Source organism: Dongia deserti (assembly GCF_003574735.1).
GTDB classification, from domain to species: Bacteria; Pseudomonadota; Alphaproteobacteria; order Dongiales; family Dongiaceae; genus Dongia_A; species Dongia_A deserti.
The window spans coordinates 66,659-85,626 of the sequence record NZ_QORW01000017.1 but is presented as its reverse complement, the minus strand read 5'-3'; the positions used below and the strand labels follow the sequence as shown (position 1 = coordinate 85,626).

18 protein-coding genes are annotated in these 18,968 nt (G+C 64.1%); 4 read left to right on the top strand and 14 right to left on the bottom strand.

Annotated features, from left to right (window positions below; genetic code table 11):
• Nucleotides 1-28: 28 nt before the first annotated feature.
• From DTX69_RS23005 to DTX69_RS22955, 11 genes are all read right to left on the bottom strand, one after another.
• Nucleotides 29-1,750, bottom strand: coding sequence for an ABC transporter permease (locus DTX69_RS23005; RefSeq protein ID WP_119303925.1), 1,722 nt, complete (start codon nt 1,748-1,750; stop codon nt 29-31).
• A gap of 9 nt (nt 1,751-1,759) precedes the next feature.
• Nucleotides 1,760-2,806, bottom strand: a complete 1,047-nt coding sequence (locus DTX69_RS23000; protein WP_119303924.1) for an extracellular solute-binding protein — start codon at nt 2,804-2,806, stop codon at nt 1,760-1,762.
• An 11-nt stretch (nt 2,807-2,817) separates the two neighbouring features.
• Nucleotides 2,818-3,885 (bottom strand): ABC transporter ATP-binding protein, encoded by a 1,068-nt coding sequence (locus DTX69_RS22995; protein WP_119303923.1) that lies wholly within the window; start codon nt 3,883-3,885, stop codon nt 2,818-2,820.
• 106 nt (nt 3,886-3,991) lie between these two features.
• Nucleotides 3,992-4,741: an SDR family NAD(P)-dependent oxidoreductase gene (locus tag DTX69_RS22990; RefSeq protein ID WP_119303959.1), complete on the bottom strand. Its 750-nt coding sequence runs from the start codon at nt 4,739-4,741 to the stop codon at nt 3,992-3,994.
• 14 nt (nt 4,742-4,755) lie between these two features.
• The gene (locus tag DTX69_RS22985) at nt 4,756-6,129 is read right to left on the bottom strand and encodes an MmgE/PrpD family protein (RefSeq protein ID WP_284736004.1); all 1,374 of its coding nucleotides are present in this window, start codon (nt 6,127-6,129) and stop codon (nt 4,756-4,758) included.
• Nucleotides 6,126-7,535 carry an MmgE/PrpD family protein gene (locus DTX69_RS22980; RefSeq protein WP_119303922.1) on the bottom strand — a complete coding sequence of 470 codons (1,410 nt, stop codon included), beginning with the start codon at nt 7,533-7,535 and terminating at the stop codon, nt 6,126-6,128. The genes DTX69_RS22985 and DTX69_RS22980 overlap by 4 nt, the downstream gene beginning before the upstream one ends.
• 94 nt (nt 7,536-7,629) lie before the next feature.
• Nucleotides 7,630-9,117, bottom strand: coding sequence for a tripartite tricarboxylate transporter permease (locus DTX69_RS22975; protein ID WP_119303921.1), 1,488 nt, complete (start codon nt 9,115-9,117; stop codon nt 7,630-7,632).
• 102 nt (nt 9,118-9,219) lie between these two features.
• A complete protein-coding gene (locus DTX69_RS22970; protein ID WP_119303920.1) occupies nt 9,220-9,600 on the bottom strand; it encodes a VOC family protein in 381 nt (126 codons plus the stop codon).
• Nucleotides 9,601-9,651: 51 nt separating this feature from the next.
• Nucleotides 9,652-10,176 (bottom strand): tripartite tricarboxylate transporter TctB family protein, encoded by a 525-nt coding sequence (locus DTX69_RS22965; protein ID WP_119303919.1) that lies wholly within the window; start codon nt 10,174-10,176, stop codon nt 9,652-9,654.
• A 4-nt stretch (nt 10,177-10,180) separates the two neighbouring features.
• The gene (locus DTX69_RS22960; RefSeq protein ID WP_119303918.1) at nt 10,181-11,158 is read right to left on the bottom strand and encodes a Bug family tripartite tricarboxylate transporter substrate binding protein; all 978 of its coding nucleotides are present in this window, start codon (nt 11,156-11,158) and stop codon (nt 10,181-10,183) included.
• Between the two features lie 110 nt (nt 11,159-11,268).
• Nucleotides 11,269-12,006: an FCD domain-containing protein gene (locus tag DTX69_RS22955; RefSeq protein WP_119303917.1), complete on the bottom strand. Its 738-nt coding sequence runs from the start codon at nt 12,004-12,006 to the stop codon at nt 11,269-11,271.
• Between the two features lie 166 nt (nt 12,007-12,172).
• On the opposite strand from DTX69_RS22955, the gene DTX69_RS22950 reads away from it, so the two are divergent.
• The 4 genes from DTX69_RS22950 to DTX69_RS22935 all read left to right on the top strand — a co-directional run bounded on the left by DTX69_RS22950 (nt 12,173) and on the right by DTX69_RS22935 (nt 16,975).
• A complete protein-coding gene (locus tag DTX69_RS22950; protein WP_162917484.1) occupies nt 12,173-13,267 on the top strand; it encodes an AbrB family transcriptional regulator in 1,095 nt (364 codons plus the stop codon).
• A gap of 10 nt (nt 13,268-13,277) precedes the next feature.
• Nucleotides 13,278-14,645 (top strand): MmgE/PrpD family protein, encoded by a 1,368-nt coding sequence (locus DTX69_RS22945; protein ID WP_119303915.1) that lies wholly within the window; start codon nt 13,278-13,280, stop codon nt 14,643-14,645.
• Between the two features lie 531 nt (nt 14,646-15,176).
• A complete protein-coding gene (locus DTX69_RS22940; protein WP_119303914.1) occupies nt 15,177-16,223 on the top strand; it encodes an EamA family transporter in 1,047 nt (348 codons plus the stop codon).
• 5 nt (nt 16,224-16,228) lie between these two features.
• Nucleotides 16,229-16,975, top strand: coding sequence for a hypothetical protein (locus tag DTX69_RS22935; protein WP_162917483.1), 747 nt, complete (start codon nt 16,229-16,231; stop codon nt 16,973-16,975).
• Between the two features lie 9 nt (nt 16,976-16,984).
• On the opposite strand, the gene DTX69_RS22930 is transcribed toward DTX69_RS22935, so the two are convergent.
• The 3 genes from DTX69_RS22930 to DTX69_RS22920 form a co-directional block, all read right to left on the bottom strand.
• Nucleotides 16,985-17,221, bottom strand: coding sequence for a hypothetical protein (locus DTX69_RS22930; protein ID WP_119303912.1), 237 nt, complete (start codon nt 17,219-17,221; stop codon nt 16,985-16,987).
• Nucleotides 17,222-17,320: 99 nt separating this feature from the next.
• Entirely contained in the window at nt 17,321-18,208 is an 888-nt protein-coding gene (locus DTX69_RS22925) for a DUF1259 domain-containing protein (RefSeq protein WP_119303911.1), read from the bottom strand.
• A 164-nt stretch (nt 18,209-18,372) separates the two neighbouring features.
• The gene (locus DTX69_RS22920) at nt 18,373-18,948 is read right to left on the bottom strand and encodes a chromate resistance protein ChrB domain-containing protein (RefSeq protein WP_162917482.1); all 576 of its coding nucleotides are present in this window, start codon (nt 18,946-18,948) and stop codon (nt 18,373-18,375) included.
• Nucleotides 18,949-18,968: the final 20 nt, after the last annotated feature.

Genomic DNA, 18,968 nt, shown 5'->3' with positions numbered 1-18,968 from the left:
CAATGGTTAATTGATCGTAGCATGAGTTTCATCCCCGCGGCTGGAAGCGCGTGCTGCCGATCGGCATACGGCTGGCGAGGAACACGACCGTGAAGGAGACTAGCAGCAGCAGAATGCCAAGGACAGAAATCGCACCCAAGTCGCCGCTCTCGTTCAAGTCGTAGATGATGACCGATACCAGCTTGGTGTTGGCGGTGGTCAGCAGGATGGTCGCCGACAGCTCGCGGATGGTGCCGATGAACACGAAGCACCAGGTCGCGATCACGCTGGTGCGCAGCAGCGGCGCGGTGATCTGCCACAGCGCCTTGAGCCGCGAGGCGCCGAGGATGCGGCCGGCTTCCTCCAGCTCCGGATGGATGCCCTTGAACGCGGACGAGAGCTGCTGATATCCCGCCGGCATCTCGATGGTCAGGAAGGCGATCAGCAGGATCCACAAGGTGCCATAGAGCCGGAAGGTCGGATTGGCGTAGCTCAGGAACAGGCCGACGCCGAGGACGATGCCTGGGATCGCGATTGGCGCGGTCGCGAGCACGCCAAGGGCAGGCGCACCGAGAACGCTGCGCCGCGTCACCAGATATGAGACCACCAGAGCGATCGCGGTGACGCCGGTGGCGGTCAGCAAGCCGAGGATGAGTGTGTTGAACATCGCAAGCCGCGTTGCCGAGAACTCGAAGAACACGAAATGGAAGTGACGAAGTGTGAATGAGTCCCAGGACAGCGGCGCATCCACCGTGTGGGTCAAGGCCGTCTTCAGCAACGCGGCGTACGGGAAGATCACGGTGAGGCACAGAATGCTCAAGACGAAGGACACGGCCAGCCATTTCCAGCGCCCCAGCCTGGTGATCATGGGAGACCCGCTCTTGCCGCCCAGCACCGTGTAGCCCTTGCGGCCCAGGATCCATTTTTGGCCGCGCAGCAGCAGGATGGTGAGGAGCAGCAGCGGGATGGACGCAGCGGCGGCGAGCTCGAGCTTGGGCGGGTACTGGAACAGGCTCCAGATCTTGGTGGTGACGACGTGGAATCCCGCCGGCAGTGCCAGGATGGCCGGCGAGCCGAACATTGTCAGGGCTTGCAGGATCGCCACCAGCGATCCTGCAAGCATGGCCGGGAGAACCAGCGGGAACGTGACTCTGCGGAGGGTGGTCAGCCACTTCCCACCCAGGATCGACGACGCGTCCTCCAGGTCCGAAGGCACGCGATCAAGCGCATTGGCGACCAGGGTGAACACGAAGGGAAAGGTGTAGCAGGCGATCGCGAAGATCAGCCCCGCGAACGTGTAGATGTCGAGCAGGTATTGCGACGAATCCAGGCCGAACAGCCAGCGGTACAGATTATTGAAGATGCCGCTGTTGGGCGCGGCCAGGATTTCCCAGGCAATGGCACCGAGGAACGGCGGCGTCACGAATGAGGCGGTCACCAGGGCCCGCACGAACCGGCGAAGCGGCAAATCGGTGCGCGCGACCAGCCACGCCATCGGGGTCGCCACCAGGCAGGCCAGCGCTCCGACGCCCAGCGCCATCCCGATCGCAAGACCGAAGGACCGGCGCATCGCACGGTCGGTCACCAGGGTCACGAAGTTATCGAGGGTGAAGGAGCCAGCCTTCGTCGTGAAGCTGTAGACCAGCAGCCAGAACAACGGAAGGATGACCAGCACGCTCAAGAGCACGCCGAGCGACAGGAAGACCGGCCCCGAGAGGTCGAACCGCCGGGTTTGCCTGGGTGCCTGAGCGATGCTGGCCACGTTGCTCATCGATGGATCTCAGGTCCCGAAATATTCTTCGTATCTGGATTTGATGGTCTCGATCTCGGACTCGAGGCCGGCGGCGTCAGGCAGCATCAGCTTGATGTCCTTGAGCGGTGTCCTGCCCGCCTTCTCTTTCAGCTCCGGATGGAACGACCGCAAGCCGCCGAAGTCGTGGTTGAGCTGCTGCGCCTCGAGCGAGAACAGGTAGGCGTAGAACAGCTTGGCCGCGTTCGGATGGGGCGGGTTCTTGAGGATCGCGGCATTGCCGATGACCAGCGGGGTTCCTTCGGCAGCGTAGACGATCTCGATTGGAATGCCCTCTTCCTGAAGGCGGAAGCAGTTGTATTCGTTGCCGTCGACCTCGACGCTGCGCTCACCCTGCGCCAGCTTCTTTGGCGGCTCGGTCGAGGACTGCACCTGCATCACGTCCTGCTTGCCGAGCTTCTCGAAATACTCCCAGCCCAGCGCCTTGCTCATGGCATGGGTTGCCGTCATGATCGTGCCGCTATAGCCGGGATGACCCTTCACCAGCTTGCCTTTCCACTTCGGATCCAGCAGGTCGGCAAAGCTCTTCGGAGCATCCTCCGGCTTCACCTGGTCCTTGCGATAGGCGATCACCGAAAGATGCGCGCGATAGGCGGCAAAGAAGCCGTCCGGATCCCGCTCTTCCGCAGGCCAGGATTCAGCCACGACCTTGGGAACGGCCGGTGTCAGCCAGCCTTCTTTCTTGAACAGCAGGAAGTGGACGGCATCGGAGGTCTCGATCACGTCGGCGTTGTAGACGCCGGTCGAGTATTCCTGGCCGATGCGCTGGAACACGCGCTCCGACCCGGCCCGTTCGACCTGCACCTTGATGCCCGGATATTTCTGCTCAAAGGTCGCGGCCAGCTTCTCGGCCACGGTCACATCGGTCGCGGTGTAGAACACGACGCTGCCTTCCTTCTTGGCGGCATCGATCAGCTCCGGCGTGATGTCATAAGGCGCCGGCGGCTCGGCCTGACCGGGGCTCGCCCACGCCATTGCGCCCGCCAAGGCAGCAACAGCAACACTCTTTGCCCACATGCTTTCCTCCTCTAGTGCGCGAGTGCCCGGCAGAATTCCGGCGGGAAGTGCAGCCAGACCTCCTGGCCTGCCGGGACCGCAACGTTGACCGGTGCGATGCTCCGCACCATTTCCCCGCCTGGAATGCTCACAAGATAGTCTCGGTGCGAGCCGAGAAAGGTCTGCCGCACGACCGTGCCCGCGACGATGTTGGTGTCCGCCTGGGCCGGTTTCGCCTCGTGCAGCCGAATGTCGTGGTGCCGGACCGAGACGGCGGTAGCGGCGTCGCTGCGGAACTCGCCGCTGCCGCAACGCAGGACGAGGCCGCCGTCGCAGGCCACTGCGCTGTCGCCCGTGTGCTTGCCCTTCAGGATGTTGGTGCCGCCGATGAACTTGGCGACGAATTCGGAACGGGGGCGCTGATAGATGTCCTCCGGCGAGCCGGCCTGCTCGATTACGCCCTGGTTCATCACGACGATCATGTCGGCGGTGGTCATGGCCTCGGCCTGATCGTGCGTCACGTAGACCGTGGTGTAGCGGTATTCGTCGTGCAGGCGACGAATCTCGAACCGCATCTCCTCGCGCAGGTTGGCATCGAGGTTGGAAAGAGGCTCGTCGAGCAGCAGCGTCTCCGGCTTGACGACCAATGCGCGCGCCAGGGAGACGCGCTGCTGCTGCCCGCCCGACAATTCCCCCGGATAGCGTTCCGCCAGCGCGGACAGCTTGGTGGCCGCGAGGATGGTTTCGACGCGCGTGCGGATCTCGTCCTTCGAAAGGCGGCGCAGGCGCAGCCCGTAGGCGACGTTCTCGAACACCGTCATGTGCGGCCAGAGCGCGTAGCTCTGGAAGATCATCGACATGTTGCGCGCTTCGGGGGGCAGGCTCGCGCCGGGCGCCGAAACCCTTCGGCCGCCAACCTGGATCTCGCCATCGTCCGGGGTGATGAAGCCCGCGACCAGGCGCAAGGTCGTGGTCTTGCCGCATCCCGAGGGGCCCAGCAGGCACACCAGCTTGCCCTTCTCGATCGCCAGATAGATCGCATTCACGACCGCGATCGGGCCGTATCGCTTGGTCAGGCCGACCAGCTCAACGAAAGCCATTCTACCTCCCGAAAATCCGGATTCTTCGACCCGTTACCTAGACCGTGAAGTGTCATCTGCAGATTGTCAACAATAAACCATATAGCAAACTTGGGCGCGGCGCCGCTCAGGGCATAAACGCGCCGCCGTTCACATGGAGGCTCTGCCCGGTGATGTAGCGGGCGTGCGGACCGCACAGGTAGCGCACCAGCGCGGCAACCTCCTCCGGCGTACCACGGCGGCCCAGCGGCATGGGACGGTTGGCATGGTGATGCGGATTGGCCGGGCTGGTCGCGCCGCGGTGCGTGCCGATGAGGCCGGGCACGACGCAATTGACCGTGATGTTGGACGCCGCCAGGTCGAGCGCGGCGCCCTTGGTGAAGCCGGCGAGCCCCGCCTTGGCGGTGATCACATGCACGCGCTGCTCGGCGCCGCTATGGCCGGTCATGCCGCCGATCGTGACGATCGACCCGCCGCCCCGCCCGCGCATCTGCGGCGCGCAGGCCTTGGTGCACAGAAAGGCGCCGTCCAGCATGATGCGCGTCACCTCCGTCCAGTCCGCGAACGTCACCTCTGTCAGCGGCGCTTCCTTGCGGATCGCGGCGTTGTTGACGAGGATGTCGATGCCGCCATAGGCGGCTGCTCCCTCAGCCACCATGCGTTCAACCGCGGCGGGATCGGTAATGTCGGCCTGCGCCAGCGTCGCGGTGCCGCCGGCCTTCCTGATCAGGTCGACCGTCTGCTGCGCGGTCTCGACCGAGCGCCGCGTGTTGACCAGGATGCGCGCCCCCGCGGCCGCAAGATCGAGGCAGATCGCCCGCCCGATATTCTGCGCGCCACCGGTGACCAGCGCGACCTTTCCGTCCAGCTCCCTCATGCCGCTCTCCATGCTCAGGTGCCGGTCTTGGCCAGACCGGACATGTCCGGCTGGCGCGCCAACGTGGCGCCGAATTCCAGCAGCGCCTGCGCCTTGTCCTTGGACCACCCGCCGAACTCCGCGTTCTGCAGGAACTTGTGCTCGAGCTCGACGCGCGACAACGGATCGCGGCTGCCGCCGCGCAGATGCGGTTGATGCAGCTGGATTACCTTGCCGCTCTTGAGCGTCGCAGTCAGGTAGCCGGTATAGTTCTTCGGATACTCGTTCTTGGGATCGATGCGGTAACTGATGCGCGCAGCGAGCGCGAGCACCGCGCGATCCTTGACCTTGTCCTCGGTGAATTGCGCGAGGCCCGCGTCGCCCTCTATGAACGCCACCGCCATGCAATAGGGCGTGCTGAACTTTGCGGCATAGGCGGTCGGCGGCTGCTGCTTCAGACCGAGCGGCTCCCACAAGCGGTGCACGGTCCCCTCGCCCACCGCGCAGGCGATGTGGTCGATTTCGTCCGCCTTCACACCCTGCTTGCGCAGCGCGAGCGCGCAATCGATATAGGGCTGCACCATCGTGCCGCAGGCATAGGGCTTGAAAGCCAGTTGGCTGCCAACCCACCTGGTGCCGAGATCGTCCAGCAGTAGCGAAAAGTCCGGCTTGATCGACGGTGCAAAGGCCGAGAAGAAGCCGTGCGTGCCCTCGAACACCGTGCCGGGACCGGAGAAACCGGCGGCCCCCATCGCGGCGGCGCGCAACCCGGATTGTGCCGCCCAGCCGGCATGCAGCCGCTTGGTCGAGGAGCCGTCGGCCAGATATTCGATGATGCCCGACGCCATGCTGCCAGCGATGCCGAGCCCGTCAGTGATCGCCGGCGCGCCGAGGCCTTTGACGATCGCCGCCGAGATCGCCGCGGCGAACGTGCCGAGCACAGCAGTGGGATGGAAGCCGGCCTTGTGCACCGACTTGTCGGCGACGAGGCCCAAGCGGCACATCACCTCGATGCCCGCGGCGATCGCCAATACCGTGCGCGGACCGTTGGCCTTCAGCTGCTCGGCGATGGCGAGCGCCGCCGGCACGGTCACCGCGCCGGAATGGACCGGGCAACCTTCGAACGTGTTGTCGAAATCCTCGCCATGCGCCGCAGTGCCGTTGATGGCCGCGGCCGCATAGGGCGACAGGCGCCGGTTCTGTGCGATGACCGTGCAGTCGCCCGCATCGTCGAACGCCGCCATGGTAGCCTGCGTGTAATCCATGGCCCTTGCCGCGACGCACAAGCCCAGAACGTCGATGACTGTATCGATCGCAGCACGCTCTGCGGCCGCATCGAGATGCTCGGGCCTGAGCCGCGCGACCCAATCAGCCAGATGACCGGAGACCGACTTTTGCATCGAACTCATGGCTGGATTACCTCGGCGAGCTTGGCCGCATCCGGCAGCTCGTCCACCTGCCACGCTGCCGCGATCAACTCATCGCGCCGCTGGTCCGAGAGAAGGCCAGACGTGCAGGCTGCGACTTTCGCCTCCAGCTCCTGGTCGGACATCGGATTGTCCGGGCCGCCGCGGTAATTCTCGTTCGCCCACTCGACCAGCTTGCTGCCGTCCTTGAGCGTGATCTCGATGCGCGAGCGGATGATCTCCATGCCCTTGGATTCGATCGCGGGATCGAGGTGGGTCTTGATGCGCCGCTGCATGTCCTGGGTAGCGGGCGACTGGATGAAGGCATCGGTGAATTCCTGGCGCCCCGCGCGGCGCTTGAGCGCGATCATGCTGAGCAAAGCCGCCATGCTGAACTTGGCCTGCAGGTGGTTCTGCGCCACCGGATAGCGGATCGGGTTCAGGATGTTGGAGCCGGCGTGGAAATCGATCGTCTCGATGTTGGTGGGATCGACATTCTTCGCCGTCACCAGCTTCAGCATCGCATCCATCGACTGGTGGGTGACGATGCCGCACGGGTAAGGCTTGATGCTGATGCCGGGCTCGACCATCGACCAGGTCTTGCCGAAGCCTTCCGCCAGCTTCGCCTCCATGACGCCGCCGCCCTGCACTTGCATGAAGCCCCAGCGGCCGTCCAGGGATTCCGGATCGGCCGTGAAGCCTTGGGACGCGAGCAGCGCCGCCGTCACGCCGTTCTCCGAGGCGCGGCCGACGTGCAGCGGCTTGGTCATGGTGCCGAAATTGCAGCGGATGCCCGAGGCCATGCTGGCGGCGATACCGATGGCGTACGCAAGCTTCGTGTCCCTGAGGCCGAGCATCTTCGCGGCAGCGGCTGCCGCGCCGAAGGTGCCGACGGTGCCGCTGGAATGCAGGCCGCGCTTGTAGTGATCGGGCAGCATCCATTCGGAAATCTTGGATTCGACCTCCACGCCGGTCACGAACGCATTGACGAGATCGCGACCGGAGACGTTGCCGAGCCTCTGCGCCATGACGAGGGAAGCGCTGAGCGCTGGAATCGTCGGGTGCGTCAACAGACCGTAGACGTGAGCCGGGTCGCGCGACACCTGCGTGTCGTCCCAATCATGCGCGTGGCCGGCCGTCCCCAGCACGCGCGCGGCGAGGCCCGCGGGAACCTTGACATCGCCGGCGCCCAGCAGCAGCGCGTCCGGCCGGCCGCCGGTCTCGCGCGCGTCCTTCACCAGCACCTTGACCGATTCCTCGTCGCTCCCGGCGACGTAGAGCGCCAGGCCGTCGAGAATGCAGCGCCGCGCGATCCGCACCGCCTCGGCCGGCAGCTGGTCGAAGCTGCTGGACTCGATGAAGGCGCACGCCGCCTTCGTGACATTGCTGGGAATTGAGCCTTGGGTCATGTTCTGATCCTTGCCAATACTGAACTGCTGCCATGCCCTGCCGTTGCGGCAACGCCAGAGCCGGCGGTCACCACAACGTAGAGCGCTTGCCGGACTACGCCGCCGCACGCTGGCGGCGGCTGACCCACCACGAGCGGCCGATCGAGCCGGCGACGAACAGGCAGGCCACGCCCAGCATGCCGGCGGCAATCGGATCGGTGACAAAGGTCGAGTAGTCGTTGTTGGACATCAGCAAGGCGCGGCGAAAGCTCGATTCCAGCATGTAGCCAAGAATCGTGCCGAGCACGAGCGGCAGGAACGGGAACTTGAAGTATTTGAGCCCATAGCCGAGGATCGCCGCGACCAGCGCCAAGCCGATGTCGAACGCGTCATTGTGGATCGAGAAAATGCCGGTAAAGATCAGGGCGTAGATGCCGGCGGACAGCAGCGGCTTCGGTTGTGTCACCAGCCACAGGCAAGGCGTCATGATGAGGATGCCGAGCGGGATCATCGCCAGGTTCGCGGTGAGCAATCCACCAAACAATCCATAGATCACTTCCGGATGCTGCGTGAACAACAGCGGACCTGGCACCAGGCCGTGCAGCAGCAGCCCACCGAGGAGAATCGCGGTCGAGTTCGAGCCGGGAATGCCGAAGCTCAAGGTCGGGATGAGCGCCGAGCAGGCCACCACGTTGTTCGCGGCCTCGGGACCGGCTACGCCCTCCGGCGCACCCTTGCCGAACTCCTCCGGATGCTTCGACCAGCGCCGCGTCTCGTTGTAGGCCATGAACGAGGCAACGGTTCCGCCCGCGCCCGGCGTGATGCCTTCGAAGCCGCCGATGACCGAGCCGATCGCCGTCGCCGGCCAGATCCGCTTCCACATCACCCAGCCCGGCAGCTTCACGGTGACGAACTTCTTGGGCTTTTCCCAGCCTGGTTCGCCGGCCTGGATGTAGAGTTCGCTCAGGGCGTAGACGCCGATCATGATCAGGATGTACGGGATGCCGTCGAGCAGCTCTGGCCGCCCGAACGTGAAGCGGTTGACGCCGGAGAACGGATCGCTGCCGACAGTCGCGATCATCAGGCCTATGACGGCGCTCATCAGCGCCTTGACCAGCGCGCCCTCGTTCAAGGTGGCGATGACGCTGATGCCGAGAATGCCGAGCGCGAAGTAGGCCGGCGGCGTGAACAGCAGGGCGAGCTTGGCCAGCGGCTGCGTCAAGCCGACCAGCAGCGCCAGGCCGAACAATCCGCCGATGACGCCGCAGACCAGCGAGATGCCGAGCGCCTCGCCCGCCAACCCTCTCTGGTTCATCGCGTAGCCGTCCAGCACCGTCGCGGCTGCGGCGTTCGTGCCGGGTGTGTTGATCAGAATGGCCGGGATGGATCCGCCATACTCGGCGCCGACATAGGTGGCGGCAAGGAGGACGACGCCGGTGGTCGGATCCATGCCGTAGGTGAAGGGCAGCAGCAGCGCCATGGTGATGGAGGGCGAGATGCCGGGCAGCGCGCCGCCGACGATGCCCCACAGCACGCCGCCGAACGCCGCGGCCAGCAGTGCGGGCGAGATCAGAGCGTTCAGAGAGATCAGCAGCGTTTCCATCGTCCCCGTGTCCAGTACGCTTGCGGTGCACTCTTGCAGGCCGTCCCGGGCCCTTCGCACATGAAAAGGGCCCGGCGCCGTTGTCCGGCCGGGCCCGGTTCGTCAGTCTATCTTGAAGTGCCTGCGCGGCGCGACTTCCGCGACGCCGCCGCCCGGCATCTTGAACTTCAAGGGGATCACGCCCGGATTGCTGACGACCTCGAGGCCGCGTCGCTTCAGCTCCGCGGCGAACTCCTCGACGCTGTCGACCTCGAATCCGAAATGGTGGATGCCGGTCTTGTTGCCGAGCGCCTGGGCTTCCTTGCTGCTCGCGCCGGCGTCGTACTTCACCAGCGCGATGTCGATGTGTCCGTCGGTCATGTGACGTGAATAGTGGTCCCGGTTCTGTCCCTGGCGGACATCGCGGAACCCGAACACCGTTTCGTAGAACTCGCCGGCTGCCTCAAGGTCGTCGACCTTGACGGCGAGATGCGCAATTCTCATCGTCGAACTCCTCCTTCGCATTCGATGGGCCGGCCGCTCCGGCGCAGCCGATCATCCGGCGATCGTCCGCCAGACTTGAGGCCAAATGCCGTCCGGCATCGGGATTTTCAGAACCATGTCGAACAAGACGTACAGCGCGGCGGTCAGCAACGCGGCGATTCCGGCGATGCGCCATGACATCGGCCGCCCGCTATAGACGGCGGTGACGCAGATCATGGCGAAGACCGCCGGGATATAGCCGACATAGCCGACGACCAGCAGGAAGGCGAGGCCGATCAGGAACATGCCGGCGGCGCGCAGGTGCTTGTGCCTTGCTTCCGCCAACTGCTCCCGCGTCGCCGGCGCGTCCTCCGGCAGCGGTCGCTTCCAGCGCTGGAGCACAGTCTGCAGGATCAGGATCGCCGACAACGCCGCCAGCGCGACCGCCAGGCCGCGCGGGAGGGCGTCGGCGCCGACGCCCTTCCCGATCAGCGAACTCTTGTGGATGTGGATCGCTCCGATCCAGTAGGCACCCGCCAGAGCAAGGCAGATGCCGGCTCCGATCAGGTCCCTGCGGAACGCACCCTGGATCTTCATCGTCTTAGTCCGCGGAGGTGATGTTGTATTCCTTGAAGAACGCCTCCTGCTCCCGCACCACGCTCGCCATGAACGTCGTGAACTCCTCGTGGGTCATGAAGGCGGGGATCAGGCTGGCGTTCTTGTACCATTTCTGGAACTCGGGATCCAACAGCGCCTTGGTCACGCCCGCCTCCCACGCCTGGATCACCTCAGGCGGAAGGCCCTTCGGCCCGACGATGCCGCGGAACTTCTTCACCACCATGTCGATGCCTTCCTCCTTGGCCGTCTTGGCGTCGGGGAAGTCGGGCAGGCGCTCATCGGTGAACACGCCGATGACGCGGATCTCGCCGGCGTCGAGCTGACCGCGGAACTCCTGGATCTCGCCGATGCCGAGATCGAGGCTGCCGTTCAGCACGTTGATCATCATGTCGCCGCCGCCGTCATGGGTGACGATCGTCACGTCGACTCCCGCCTTCGTCTTGAACTCTTCCAGCGCCTGCCGCTCCAGCGAGGCCGGCGTGCCGGTGCCCCACTTCTGGGTGCCCGGGTTCGCCTTGGCACTGGCGACGATGTCAGTGAAAGACTTCAGCGGGCTGTCCTTGCGGACATAGATTACCTGGGGATCGAGGAAGACCCTCACCACCGGCTCGACCGAATCATGGCCGAATTCCGGCTTGCTGAGCAGCGACATGTTGATGTAGCTCGGCGTCGATCCGTAGAACACCGAGCCGTCGGCCGGCGAATTCGCCACTTTGGCGATCGCCTTGGCGCCGCTGCCGCCGCGGACGTTCTCGACCGCGAATTCCGCGCCCATCGCCGGCGCAAGGAACTTGACCATTTCACGCAGATAGACGTCGGTTCCGCCGCCGGGGCTCGAGTGCGTGACCAAAGTCACCGTGTCGACGGGATACTTGATGTCCTGGGCGTGGGCGGCGCTTGCAACCGCAAGGCCCGCGACAGCCGAGGCAATGATGGCAAGTTTGCTCGCTCTCACGAACATGTCTCTCTCCCAGTATGTTGGATCGCTCGTGGCGATCTTGTTGAAGCCGGTTTTCTCCCGGTCTTGGCGCCGGCGAAGACTCGCTTCGCCGCGCGGATACCAAGCAGCCCTCACTCGATGGTTCGGTTGTGCGCTCCATCGGCACTCGCGGCACCGGCCTGCGTCAGCTTGTCGAACGCCGCGAACATCCGCTGCTTGCCGTGCTGCACGTGGCGGTAGCTGGTGTCGTAGGCGGCAACGGAATCCCGGTGCTCGAGTGCGTCCAGGATCGCATGATGCTCCTCGTTGGATTCGCGCAGCGCGTTTGGCTGTACCAATCCGTGGGTGCGGAACAGCTGAAACTCCTTGATCAGCGCACGATAGCTCTTGATCAGCCGGCTGTTGCCGGTCAGCTGCAGGATGACGTCGTGGAATTCGAGATTGACCGGATAGAAGCTCCGGAAGTCCCCGGCCGCCGCCGACACATCCATCGCGGCCACCAGCGTGCGCAGCCGATCCATCTCTGCACTGGTGATCCGTGCCGTCACCAGAGACCCAGCCAAGCCGGTCAAGCCCGCACGCAGGTCATAGACCTCCTCGACGTCGTGCCGGTCGAGACGCCGCACGAAGACGCCGCGATTAGGGATGAGGTCGAGCAGCCCCTGTTCCACCAGCCCCCGGCAGGCTTCCCGCACCGGACCGCGGCTAACGCCCAAGCGGAGAGCGATGGCGTTCTCGTTCACCCGACCGCCGGCCGGCAGCTCACCGCTTAGGATCAGGGTTTCGATCTCGTGGCGCACGACGCCGCTCAGCGAGTTCTCCCGCATCTGGGCGACGGTCGGAATGGTCCGGGCTGTTGCATCGGTCATGGTTCGTGATATTTCTGTGGTGACTGGAGATTGTCAACGATTTACTTAACGACACAGCTTCTGAAACTGACTTTCCCTCCTCCATAGGTGATAAAGCCATGTTTCTTAGGACTATAGGTTCAATCCCAACACTTCAGCGCGGACCTTGCGGCGCCCGGTGATGTCGATGGATCGCACGGACCGCAAGCGCAGCAGGCTCGGCGAACTCTGTTGGCTGGCGTTCGGCTATGCGGTGGCCGCGGCCGCAGGATACGGCGCATCGCGTATCCATCTGCCGCTCGCCTGGGTGCTGGGACCGCTGGTTGCGGCGGCGGCGTTCGGCATCTTCGGCGTGCGGCTGCCGGCGCCGATCATCATGCGCCGTGCAGGCCAGCTGATCATCGGTTCTACCGTGGGCCTCAGCATGACCAGTGCCGTTGTAGCCGGCCTTGCCGTTTGGCTCCCACTGATGATCGCGACTGCCCTCCTCTCGATCCTGGTGTCCGCGACCTTCAGCACGCTACTGGCGCGCGTCGCACATCTCGACGGCAAGACCGCCTTCTTCTGCGTGCTGCCAGGCGGACTGGCGGAGATGGGCAATATCGGCGCGGGCATCGGCGCGCAGATGGAACCGGTGGCTCTGATCCAGGCGCTGCGCGTTGCGATCGTCGTGCTGCTGATTCCGCCGCTGATGGTGGCGCACGGGCTCTATCAGGCGCCGGAGGCGATTCCGGATCTCGCGCTGGAGTTCGTCGCGCTCGTTCTGGGCGTCGGGCTTGGCGGCGCACTGTTGGCCTGGATTGTCCGCTTCAACAATCCCTGGATGGTCGGCGCGCTGATCGCGGTCGGAGTCCTGACCGCGCTCGAGATCGCCGAGGGCCGCATGCCGCAACCGCTCTTTGCGTTGGGACAGATCCTGATCGGCTACAATATCGGCACGCGCTTCAAGCGCAGTGCGTTGCGCAAGCTGCCGCGCGTCGCCGCGGTCGCGATCGGCATCATCCTCCTGATGGTGTTGGTGATGGCGCTCTATGCGCTCGGCCTCTCTCATATCTTCGAGATGGATTTCGCGATCGCCATCCTGGCCGCCTCGCCCGGCGGAACTGCGGAGATGGCCGCGACGGCGCAGATCCTGCATCTCCCCGTCGCGCTCATCACCGCGTTCCATGTCGTACGCGCGGTGCTGGTGAACGGCTTTGCGACGTACTATTGGCGCGGCCTGACGGCCATCGGCTATCTGCCCACGCTGGAACGGCTGCTCAATCGGTCGAAGAGATCCTAGGGAAACGAACATGAGCCACGATGAGATGCGGAATGGTCCTGCAGCAGCGACGACGCTCGCACAATTCGCCGCGGCGTTGCGTTACGAAGCCTTGCCAGCCGCCGTCATCGAGCGCGCCACCCATTGCCTGATCGATGCCATCGGCTGCGCGATCTATGGCGCGCGCTTTCCGTGGTCGCGCATCGCGCTGGAGCAAACCGGCCTCGATGCCAAGGCCGGCTTCCTGCCGGTCGTGCGCGCCGGGAGCCCCGGCGCCGTGCGCGAGGCGGCGCTGGTATGGGGCACCCGCGCCCATGCCTTCGAGCTCGACAGTCTGTGCAAGCCGAGCGCCGGCGTGCATCCCGGCGCGACCGTGGCGTTGCCCGCGCTCGCCATGGCCTATGCCCTCGGCTCCTCAGGACGCGATCTTCTGAAAGCGATCATCGCGGGATGCGAGGTGATGTTCCGCATCGGCACCTCCACCCTGCACACCCCGGAGAGACGCGGCTTCCATGCGCCTGGCCTCAATGGACCTTTCGGCTCGGCGATTGCATGCGGGACGCTGCTGGGCTTTTCGGCGGAGCAGTTCGCCAACGCGCTCGGGATCGCCGGCTCGCTGGGTAGCGGCCTGCTCGCCTTCAGCCGCGCCAGCGGCGGCGGCATGGTCAAGCGCCTGCATATGGGCCGCGCCGCTGAAGGTGGCGTGCTGGCGGCGCAGCTCGCCAGCGGTGGGTTCGACGGACCGAACACCGTGCTTGATGGCAAGCTTGGATTCCTGCAGGCGGTGTGCGACGAGAGCGATCCCGCGCTGCTGACAGCGGACCTCGGCAAGGTGTGGAAGATCGAAACTCTGTGCCTCAAGCAGTTCGCCTGCCACATCACCGCTCACGCGCCAGTGCATCTGCTGCGTACGTTGATGCAGCGTCATGACTTCGGCGGCGATGACATCGCGGGCTTGCGCATGGGCGCCAGCGAGAAGGTGCTGTCGCACCACACTGCCAACGCCCCTGCCGACCTCATGCAGGCGCAGTACAGCGTGCCTTATTGCACGGCCATGGGCGCCTATCGCGATTTGCTCGATCCGGACACCGTGGCGGAGGACGTGCTGACCGATGCCGGCATCCGCCGGCTGGCGGCCTTGATCGAAATCGAGCCGCGGCGCGACGGCACCACCAAGGGCTGGGGCGTCGACATGACAGTTTCTCTCAATGACGGCCGCACGCTCGACGAATCGATTGAGGACTTTCCAGGCTGTCCAAGCATGCCGTTCTCGGCCGAGCGGCTGCGCGCCAAGTTCAGCGTGCTGACCAGGAGCGCAAATACCGGTCCGTTGTTCGAGAAGCTGACGCACATCGAGGCGGTCGAGGATGTACGCATGCTGTGGAATGCCGCGCGGTAGGGCAACGTCAATTCCTCTCACTTTCACTCACATGCGCACCGCCGTGCTATTTACTATCGGGGGCGCACAATCAGCGGATTGGGAGAATCCGTGCGCCCACATGCGGTTAAATGGCGCTTATGTACCCTCTCCCCACTCGATGATTAACTGCACAGCTAAGCGATTGATTTCCTGAGATCGTTTTGGCGTGGCTACCTACAATACCGTCAGCCCGACCGTCACACGCAAACGCTTCCCGCGATAAGTGGCGATAGATGTGGGAGCTTACGAAACCACGTCGTCTCAGCAGTGCCGTGCTTTGCAATTTTGTCTTCTGACCAATCAGAGCGCACCTCCCGACTTTGAAGCATTGCCGTTTTACCGGCGCACCTGCTCGCGAAATCTCGTCATCGAGGCAGATGAGATACTCTCGCCTGTTACGCGTTCAATGGCTGACTCCCGCACTGACTGGTTGGTTTGCTGGCCAGTTTGCGCCACAGGCAACGGTCTGTAGTATTCGGACACGTCAAATCGTAATTGCGGCGGAAGCAAATGACGTCCTTTGGAAGGCCTGCCTTTGCGGTGATATACGCGCTTGGCTCTGCAGCCTTGTTCGGCCTGAGCACGCCGTTCGCCAAGTCCCTGCTCGGCAACGTGTCGCCCTGGCTGCTTGCTGGGCTGTTCTATCTTGCGTCCGGCCTCGGGCTTGGCATGTTCCGCCTGGCCTGGCGCGGCGGGGAAGCGGGCTTGAATCGGCACGACATTCCGTGGCTCGGCGCTGCCATCCTTTCAGGTGGCGTCTGCGGTCCGGTACTGCTGATGTTTGGGTTGACCAATACCCCGGCCTCTGACACCGCTCTGCTGCTTAATCTGGAGAGCGTCCTGACCCTGGCAATCGCGTGGGTCGTGTTCAAAGAGAATGTCGACCGGCGCCTTTTTATCGGCGCGGTCGCAATCGTTGTAGGAGCGGTCGTCTTGTCCTGGCCGGGCGAGCTGGAAGCAGAGCTGGGTTGGGGGCCGATTCTGATCGCCGGGGCATGCCTAGCCTGGGCAATCGATAACAATCTCACGCGCAAGGTCTCCGCGGCGGATCCGGTTCAGGTCGCGATGCTCAAGGGCCTCGTTGCGGGAACAGCAAACGTGGGGATCGCTATTGCTGTAGGTGCGCAGATGCCCCCGGTGGGCTTTCTTGCCGGCGCGGCCGTGGTCGGCTTTCTCGGCTATGGCGTTTCGCTCGTGCTGTTCGTGTTCGCGCTTCGGCACCTGGGAACCGCGAGAACGGGAGCGTACTACTCCCTCGCGCCCTTTATCGGAGCCGCTGCCGCCATCGTCATGCTGGGCGAGCAGGTCACGTTCCCGTTCCTGATCGGCGGCGCGCTGATGGCCGTTGGGTTATGGCTGCACCTGACTGAGCGACACCTGCATATCCATGAGCATGAGTCGATGGAGCACGACCACGCGCACGTCCATGATGAACACCACCAGCATGACCATCCGTTCCCGGTCGGTCCGGAACCGCATAGCCACGTGCACCAGCATGGAAGGCTCATCCATCGGCATGTCCACTATCCGGACCTGCATCATCGCCATCTGCATTGACGCGAGTGGGCTTCGATATCATCACTTCTATCGGTCAGCAGGTTCTGGAGCTGCATCGGCACATTCACAGCTCCGTCGCAGCGGAACTGAAATCGCTGGCAAGCGGCGGCGGCTCGCTCCTTCTGGCGTGCGCCACAGCCTTCGCTCTTGGAACGGTGCATGCGCTGACTCCCGGCCACGGCAAGGCAATTCTCTTCGCGTATTTTCTAGGCCGGAAGGCGCGACCATGGACGGGCGTGTCCGCCGCTGCTCAGGTGGCGGGTCTGCACGTGGGAACCGCGACTATCCTGGTCATCTCGATCGGAGCCGCTTCCTACGCGTTTGGACGGCCTACGGGAGCGGCTTTCATGCTGAAAAGCTTCAGCGCCGTGGCGGTGACCGCAATGGGCGCATGGTACCTCTGGCGCTCACTCCGAAGCCGGGACTTGGATGTGCGATGGTCTGCCCACGATCACTCGAAGGTGGCGTTGGCGGTCGGTGTTCTTCCGTGCCCACTGACGATGCTCATCCTGAGCGCGGCATTCAGCTATGCCAGCCTTGGTGTTGGACTGCTGCTGGTTGCCGTGATGGGGCTCGGAATACTTGCGACCATTGGTGCAGTCGGTTCAATCGGGATCGCCCTGCAACGACTCATCGCGGTCAGCCTGACACCAGCGACGGATCGCTACATGCTGGCGCTGCGATTTCTGGAGATCGGGAGCGCGACGATCATTCTGGCGCTCGGGATCTCTGCGCTCGGGACGATCTGGTGATCTTGCGGCTCAATCGTTCTCGATACAGCGGTAACGAAATACCCGCGCCGCCACTTCGCGATCGAACTGCGTCCCGCGTCCATAGTGCGAGCAATGGCTCAGGGCCATCGGCGCCGCTTGCGGCGCGCTGTCCGCTTGGACAGTAACCGCCTCAGAGTCCCCCTCGACTCGTCCGCCGGTCAGGAAATCAACCGGGCTGCCGCAGCCAGCCAGAAACGCGCTCCACGCCAATAGCGCCCAACGCATGCACCATCCTCGGACCAGGTCGACACTGAGTCAAAGTCGCTAAATCCAGAATGGCCAGCGCGGATAGAGGTTCCGGACCAAGCGAGCGGTTGCGTCCCGCTAGTTTGTCTTTGCGTTGACTTTGCTCAGGGCCGCATTCAGGCCCTCGGCCAGCTTCGCGGCGTCATTGACCGCCCAGAAGTGCATGAAGAACAGCCGCGGCTGCTCGTCCAGCATGTGGCTGTGGAGCGCAGTCACTTCGATGCCGTTTTCGCGCAGCGTGCGGAGCACCGGGTTGACCTCCTTCGACGTGAGCACGAAATCGCCGGTCGTCGCGGCCTTGCCGCCGCCCGTGGGCTGGAAGTTGATGGCGATCGCCGATCCCATGGCAGGCGGGACATCCATTCCACTGTCCTTGATTGCCTCAGCCCGAGGGACGCTGACCTGGTAGACGCCGCCGTTCACCTTGCCCTTGACGCCGAGGGCGTTGTCGATCATGGCGGTATCTAAGTCTATGGATGAGGCTTGGCTCGCTGTCGTCGTCGGTGCTGGCGGCGTCTTGCTTGCAACCAATCCCTCGCGCAATGCCGTAGCGAGCTGAGTCGGATCGCCATGACCCAGAACGTGCATGTAGTAGGTCGCAGGCGTCGCGCGCAGCAGGTGGTTGTGGATAGCTGTGATCTCGATGCCGTCGGCGACGAGGCGCTGCATCACGGGGTTGATCTCTTCTTCCGTGAGGACAAGGTCGCCCATCATCATCGCCTGGTCGCCCATAGGCTCGAACGCCACCCATCCGCCCAACGCGAGCGCGGGCTTGATCGGCACTCCGTCGAGCGTGACCTTGAGATCGCTTCGCGGGAAGCTGTAGCGATGAATGCCGCCTGGCTGCTCCGCGCCCTTTCGCTCCAGGACGGAATCCACTTGCGCCCACTCGATCTCAGCCGAGGCTGGCGTTGATGCCGCTGAAAGCGCAATTCCGATCGTCACCGCAATGATTGCCGCCCGCATAGATGCCTCCTGTGATCATCATTCTCTGGTGATCGCTCCGCCGAACGTGTGGCCGCCCGATGCCGCTTCGTTGCACGGCCGCATAAACAAACTGGACAGCCGGATCATCGCCTAGAGATGAGCATTTACGGGCCTGCCGCGTATGGCAGGCGCCCCATCAGCCATTAGCCTCGCCAGAATGGCTTCCTGCACTCTTCGTCCACTTCGTCCGGCGTGAGTCCGAGATCGCGCAATAGCCAGGGATCGAGCTCCGCCAGCGCAATGCGCTCACGTCGCCGGGAGAGCCACAGTGCGACGCCGCGCTCTGGGCGGCCGACAGGCTCCGCTCTTTGCGCCCATCGATATAAGGCGTCGTATAGCATGAAACCGTGAGCGACCCGGCTTTGGTCGTCACGGATGCTGCGGGCCAGACCGAACGAGATCGCGCGCAGCCCCGCCGCTTCTGGCGTCACGGCGGCATTGTCGTTGTCGGCCGCGCGCACGATGGCAGCGATCCGCTTTAGCGCCGGTTGATCAAGCTTGTACTTCGCAAGAAGCATGTCGAAGCTGCATCCGCGACCGCCGTGCCAAAGATCGACACCGGGAACATCGAATGGAATAGCGCCGGTCGCGCTGGCGACGCTTCTCACGTCCTCAACTGGGACGAACAGAAACTTCGGATCGCTGTCGATGAACCGGGTGATCAGCCACGGGCACGCGATGCGGTCGATCTTGGGGCGTTGTCTGGTGACCCATTGCATCTTCCATCTCCTTTGGCTTC

Excerpts from the sequence above, each read along its gene's own strand:
- DTX69_RS22945 (WP_119303915.1), top strand. The coding sequence starts at position 13,278 with ATGAGCCACGATGAGATGCGGAATGGTCCTGCAGCAGCGACGACGCTC.
- DTX69_RS23005 (WP_119303925.1), bottom strand. The coding sequence starts at position 1,750 with ATGAGCAACGTGGCCAGCATCGCTCAGGCACCCAGGCAAACCCGGCGG.
- DTX69_RS22970 (WP_119303920.1), bottom strand. The coding sequence starts at position 9,600 with ATGAGAATTGCGCATCTCGCCGTCAAGGTCGACGACCTTGAGGCAGCC.
- DTX69_RS22950 (WP_162917484.1), top strand. The coding sequence starts at position 12,173 with ATGGATCGCACGGACCGCAAGCGCAGCAGGCTCGGCGAACTCTGTTGG.
- DTX69_RS23000 (WP_119303924.1), bottom strand. The coding sequence starts at position 2,806 with ATGTGGGCAAAGAGTGTTGCTGTTGCTGCCTTGGCGGGCGCAATGGCG.
- DTX69_RS22925 (WP_119303911.1), bottom strand. The coding sequence starts at position 18,208 with ATGCGGGCGGCAATCATTGCGGTGACGATCGGAATTGCGCTTTCAGCG.
- DTX69_RS22960 (WP_119303918.1), bottom strand. The coding sequence starts at position 11,158 with ATGTTCGTGAGAGCGAGCAAACTTGCCATCATTGCCTCGGCTGTCGCG.
- DTX69_RS22985 (WP_284736004.1), bottom strand. The coding sequence starts at position 6,129 with ATGAGTTCGATGCAAAAGTCGGTCTCCGGTCATCTGGCTGATTGGGTC.
- DTX69_RS22990 (WP_119303959.1), bottom strand. The coding sequence starts at position 4,741 with ATGAGGGAGCTGGACGGAAAGGTCGCGCTGGTCACCGGTGGCGCGCAG.
- DTX69_RS22930 (WP_119303912.1), bottom strand. The coding sequence starts at position 17,221 with ATGCGTTGGGCGCTATTGGCGTGGAGCGCGTTTCTGGCTGGCTGCGGC.
- DTX69_RS22980 (WP_119303922.1), bottom strand. The coding sequence starts at position 7,535 with ATGACCCAAGGCTCAATTCCCAGCAATGTCACGAAGGCGGCGTGCGCC.
- DTX69_RS22940 (WP_119303914.1), top strand. The coding sequence starts at position 15,177 with ATGACGTCCTTTGGAAGGCCTGCCTTTGCGGTGATATACGCGCTTGGC.
- DTX69_RS22995 (WP_119303923.1), bottom strand. The coding sequence starts at position 3,885 with ATGGCTTTCGTTGAGCTGGTCGGCCTGACCAAGCGATACGGCCCGATC.
- DTX69_RS22965 (WP_119303919.1), bottom strand. The coding sequence starts at position 10,176 with ATGAAGATCCAGGGTGCGTTCCGCAGGGACCTGATCGGAGCCGGCATC.
- DTX69_RS22920 (WP_162917482.1), bottom strand. The coding sequence starts at position 18,948 with ATGCAATGGGTCACCAGACAACGCCCCAAGATCGACCGCATCGCGTGC.
- DTX69_RS22975 (WP_119303921.1), bottom strand. The coding sequence starts at position 9,117 with ATGGAAACGCTGCTGATCTCTCTGAACGCTCTGATCTCGCCCGCACTG.
- DTX69_RS22955 (WP_119303917.1), bottom strand. The coding sequence starts at position 12,006 with ATGACCGATGCAACAGCCCGGACCATTCCGACCGTCGCCCAGATGCGG.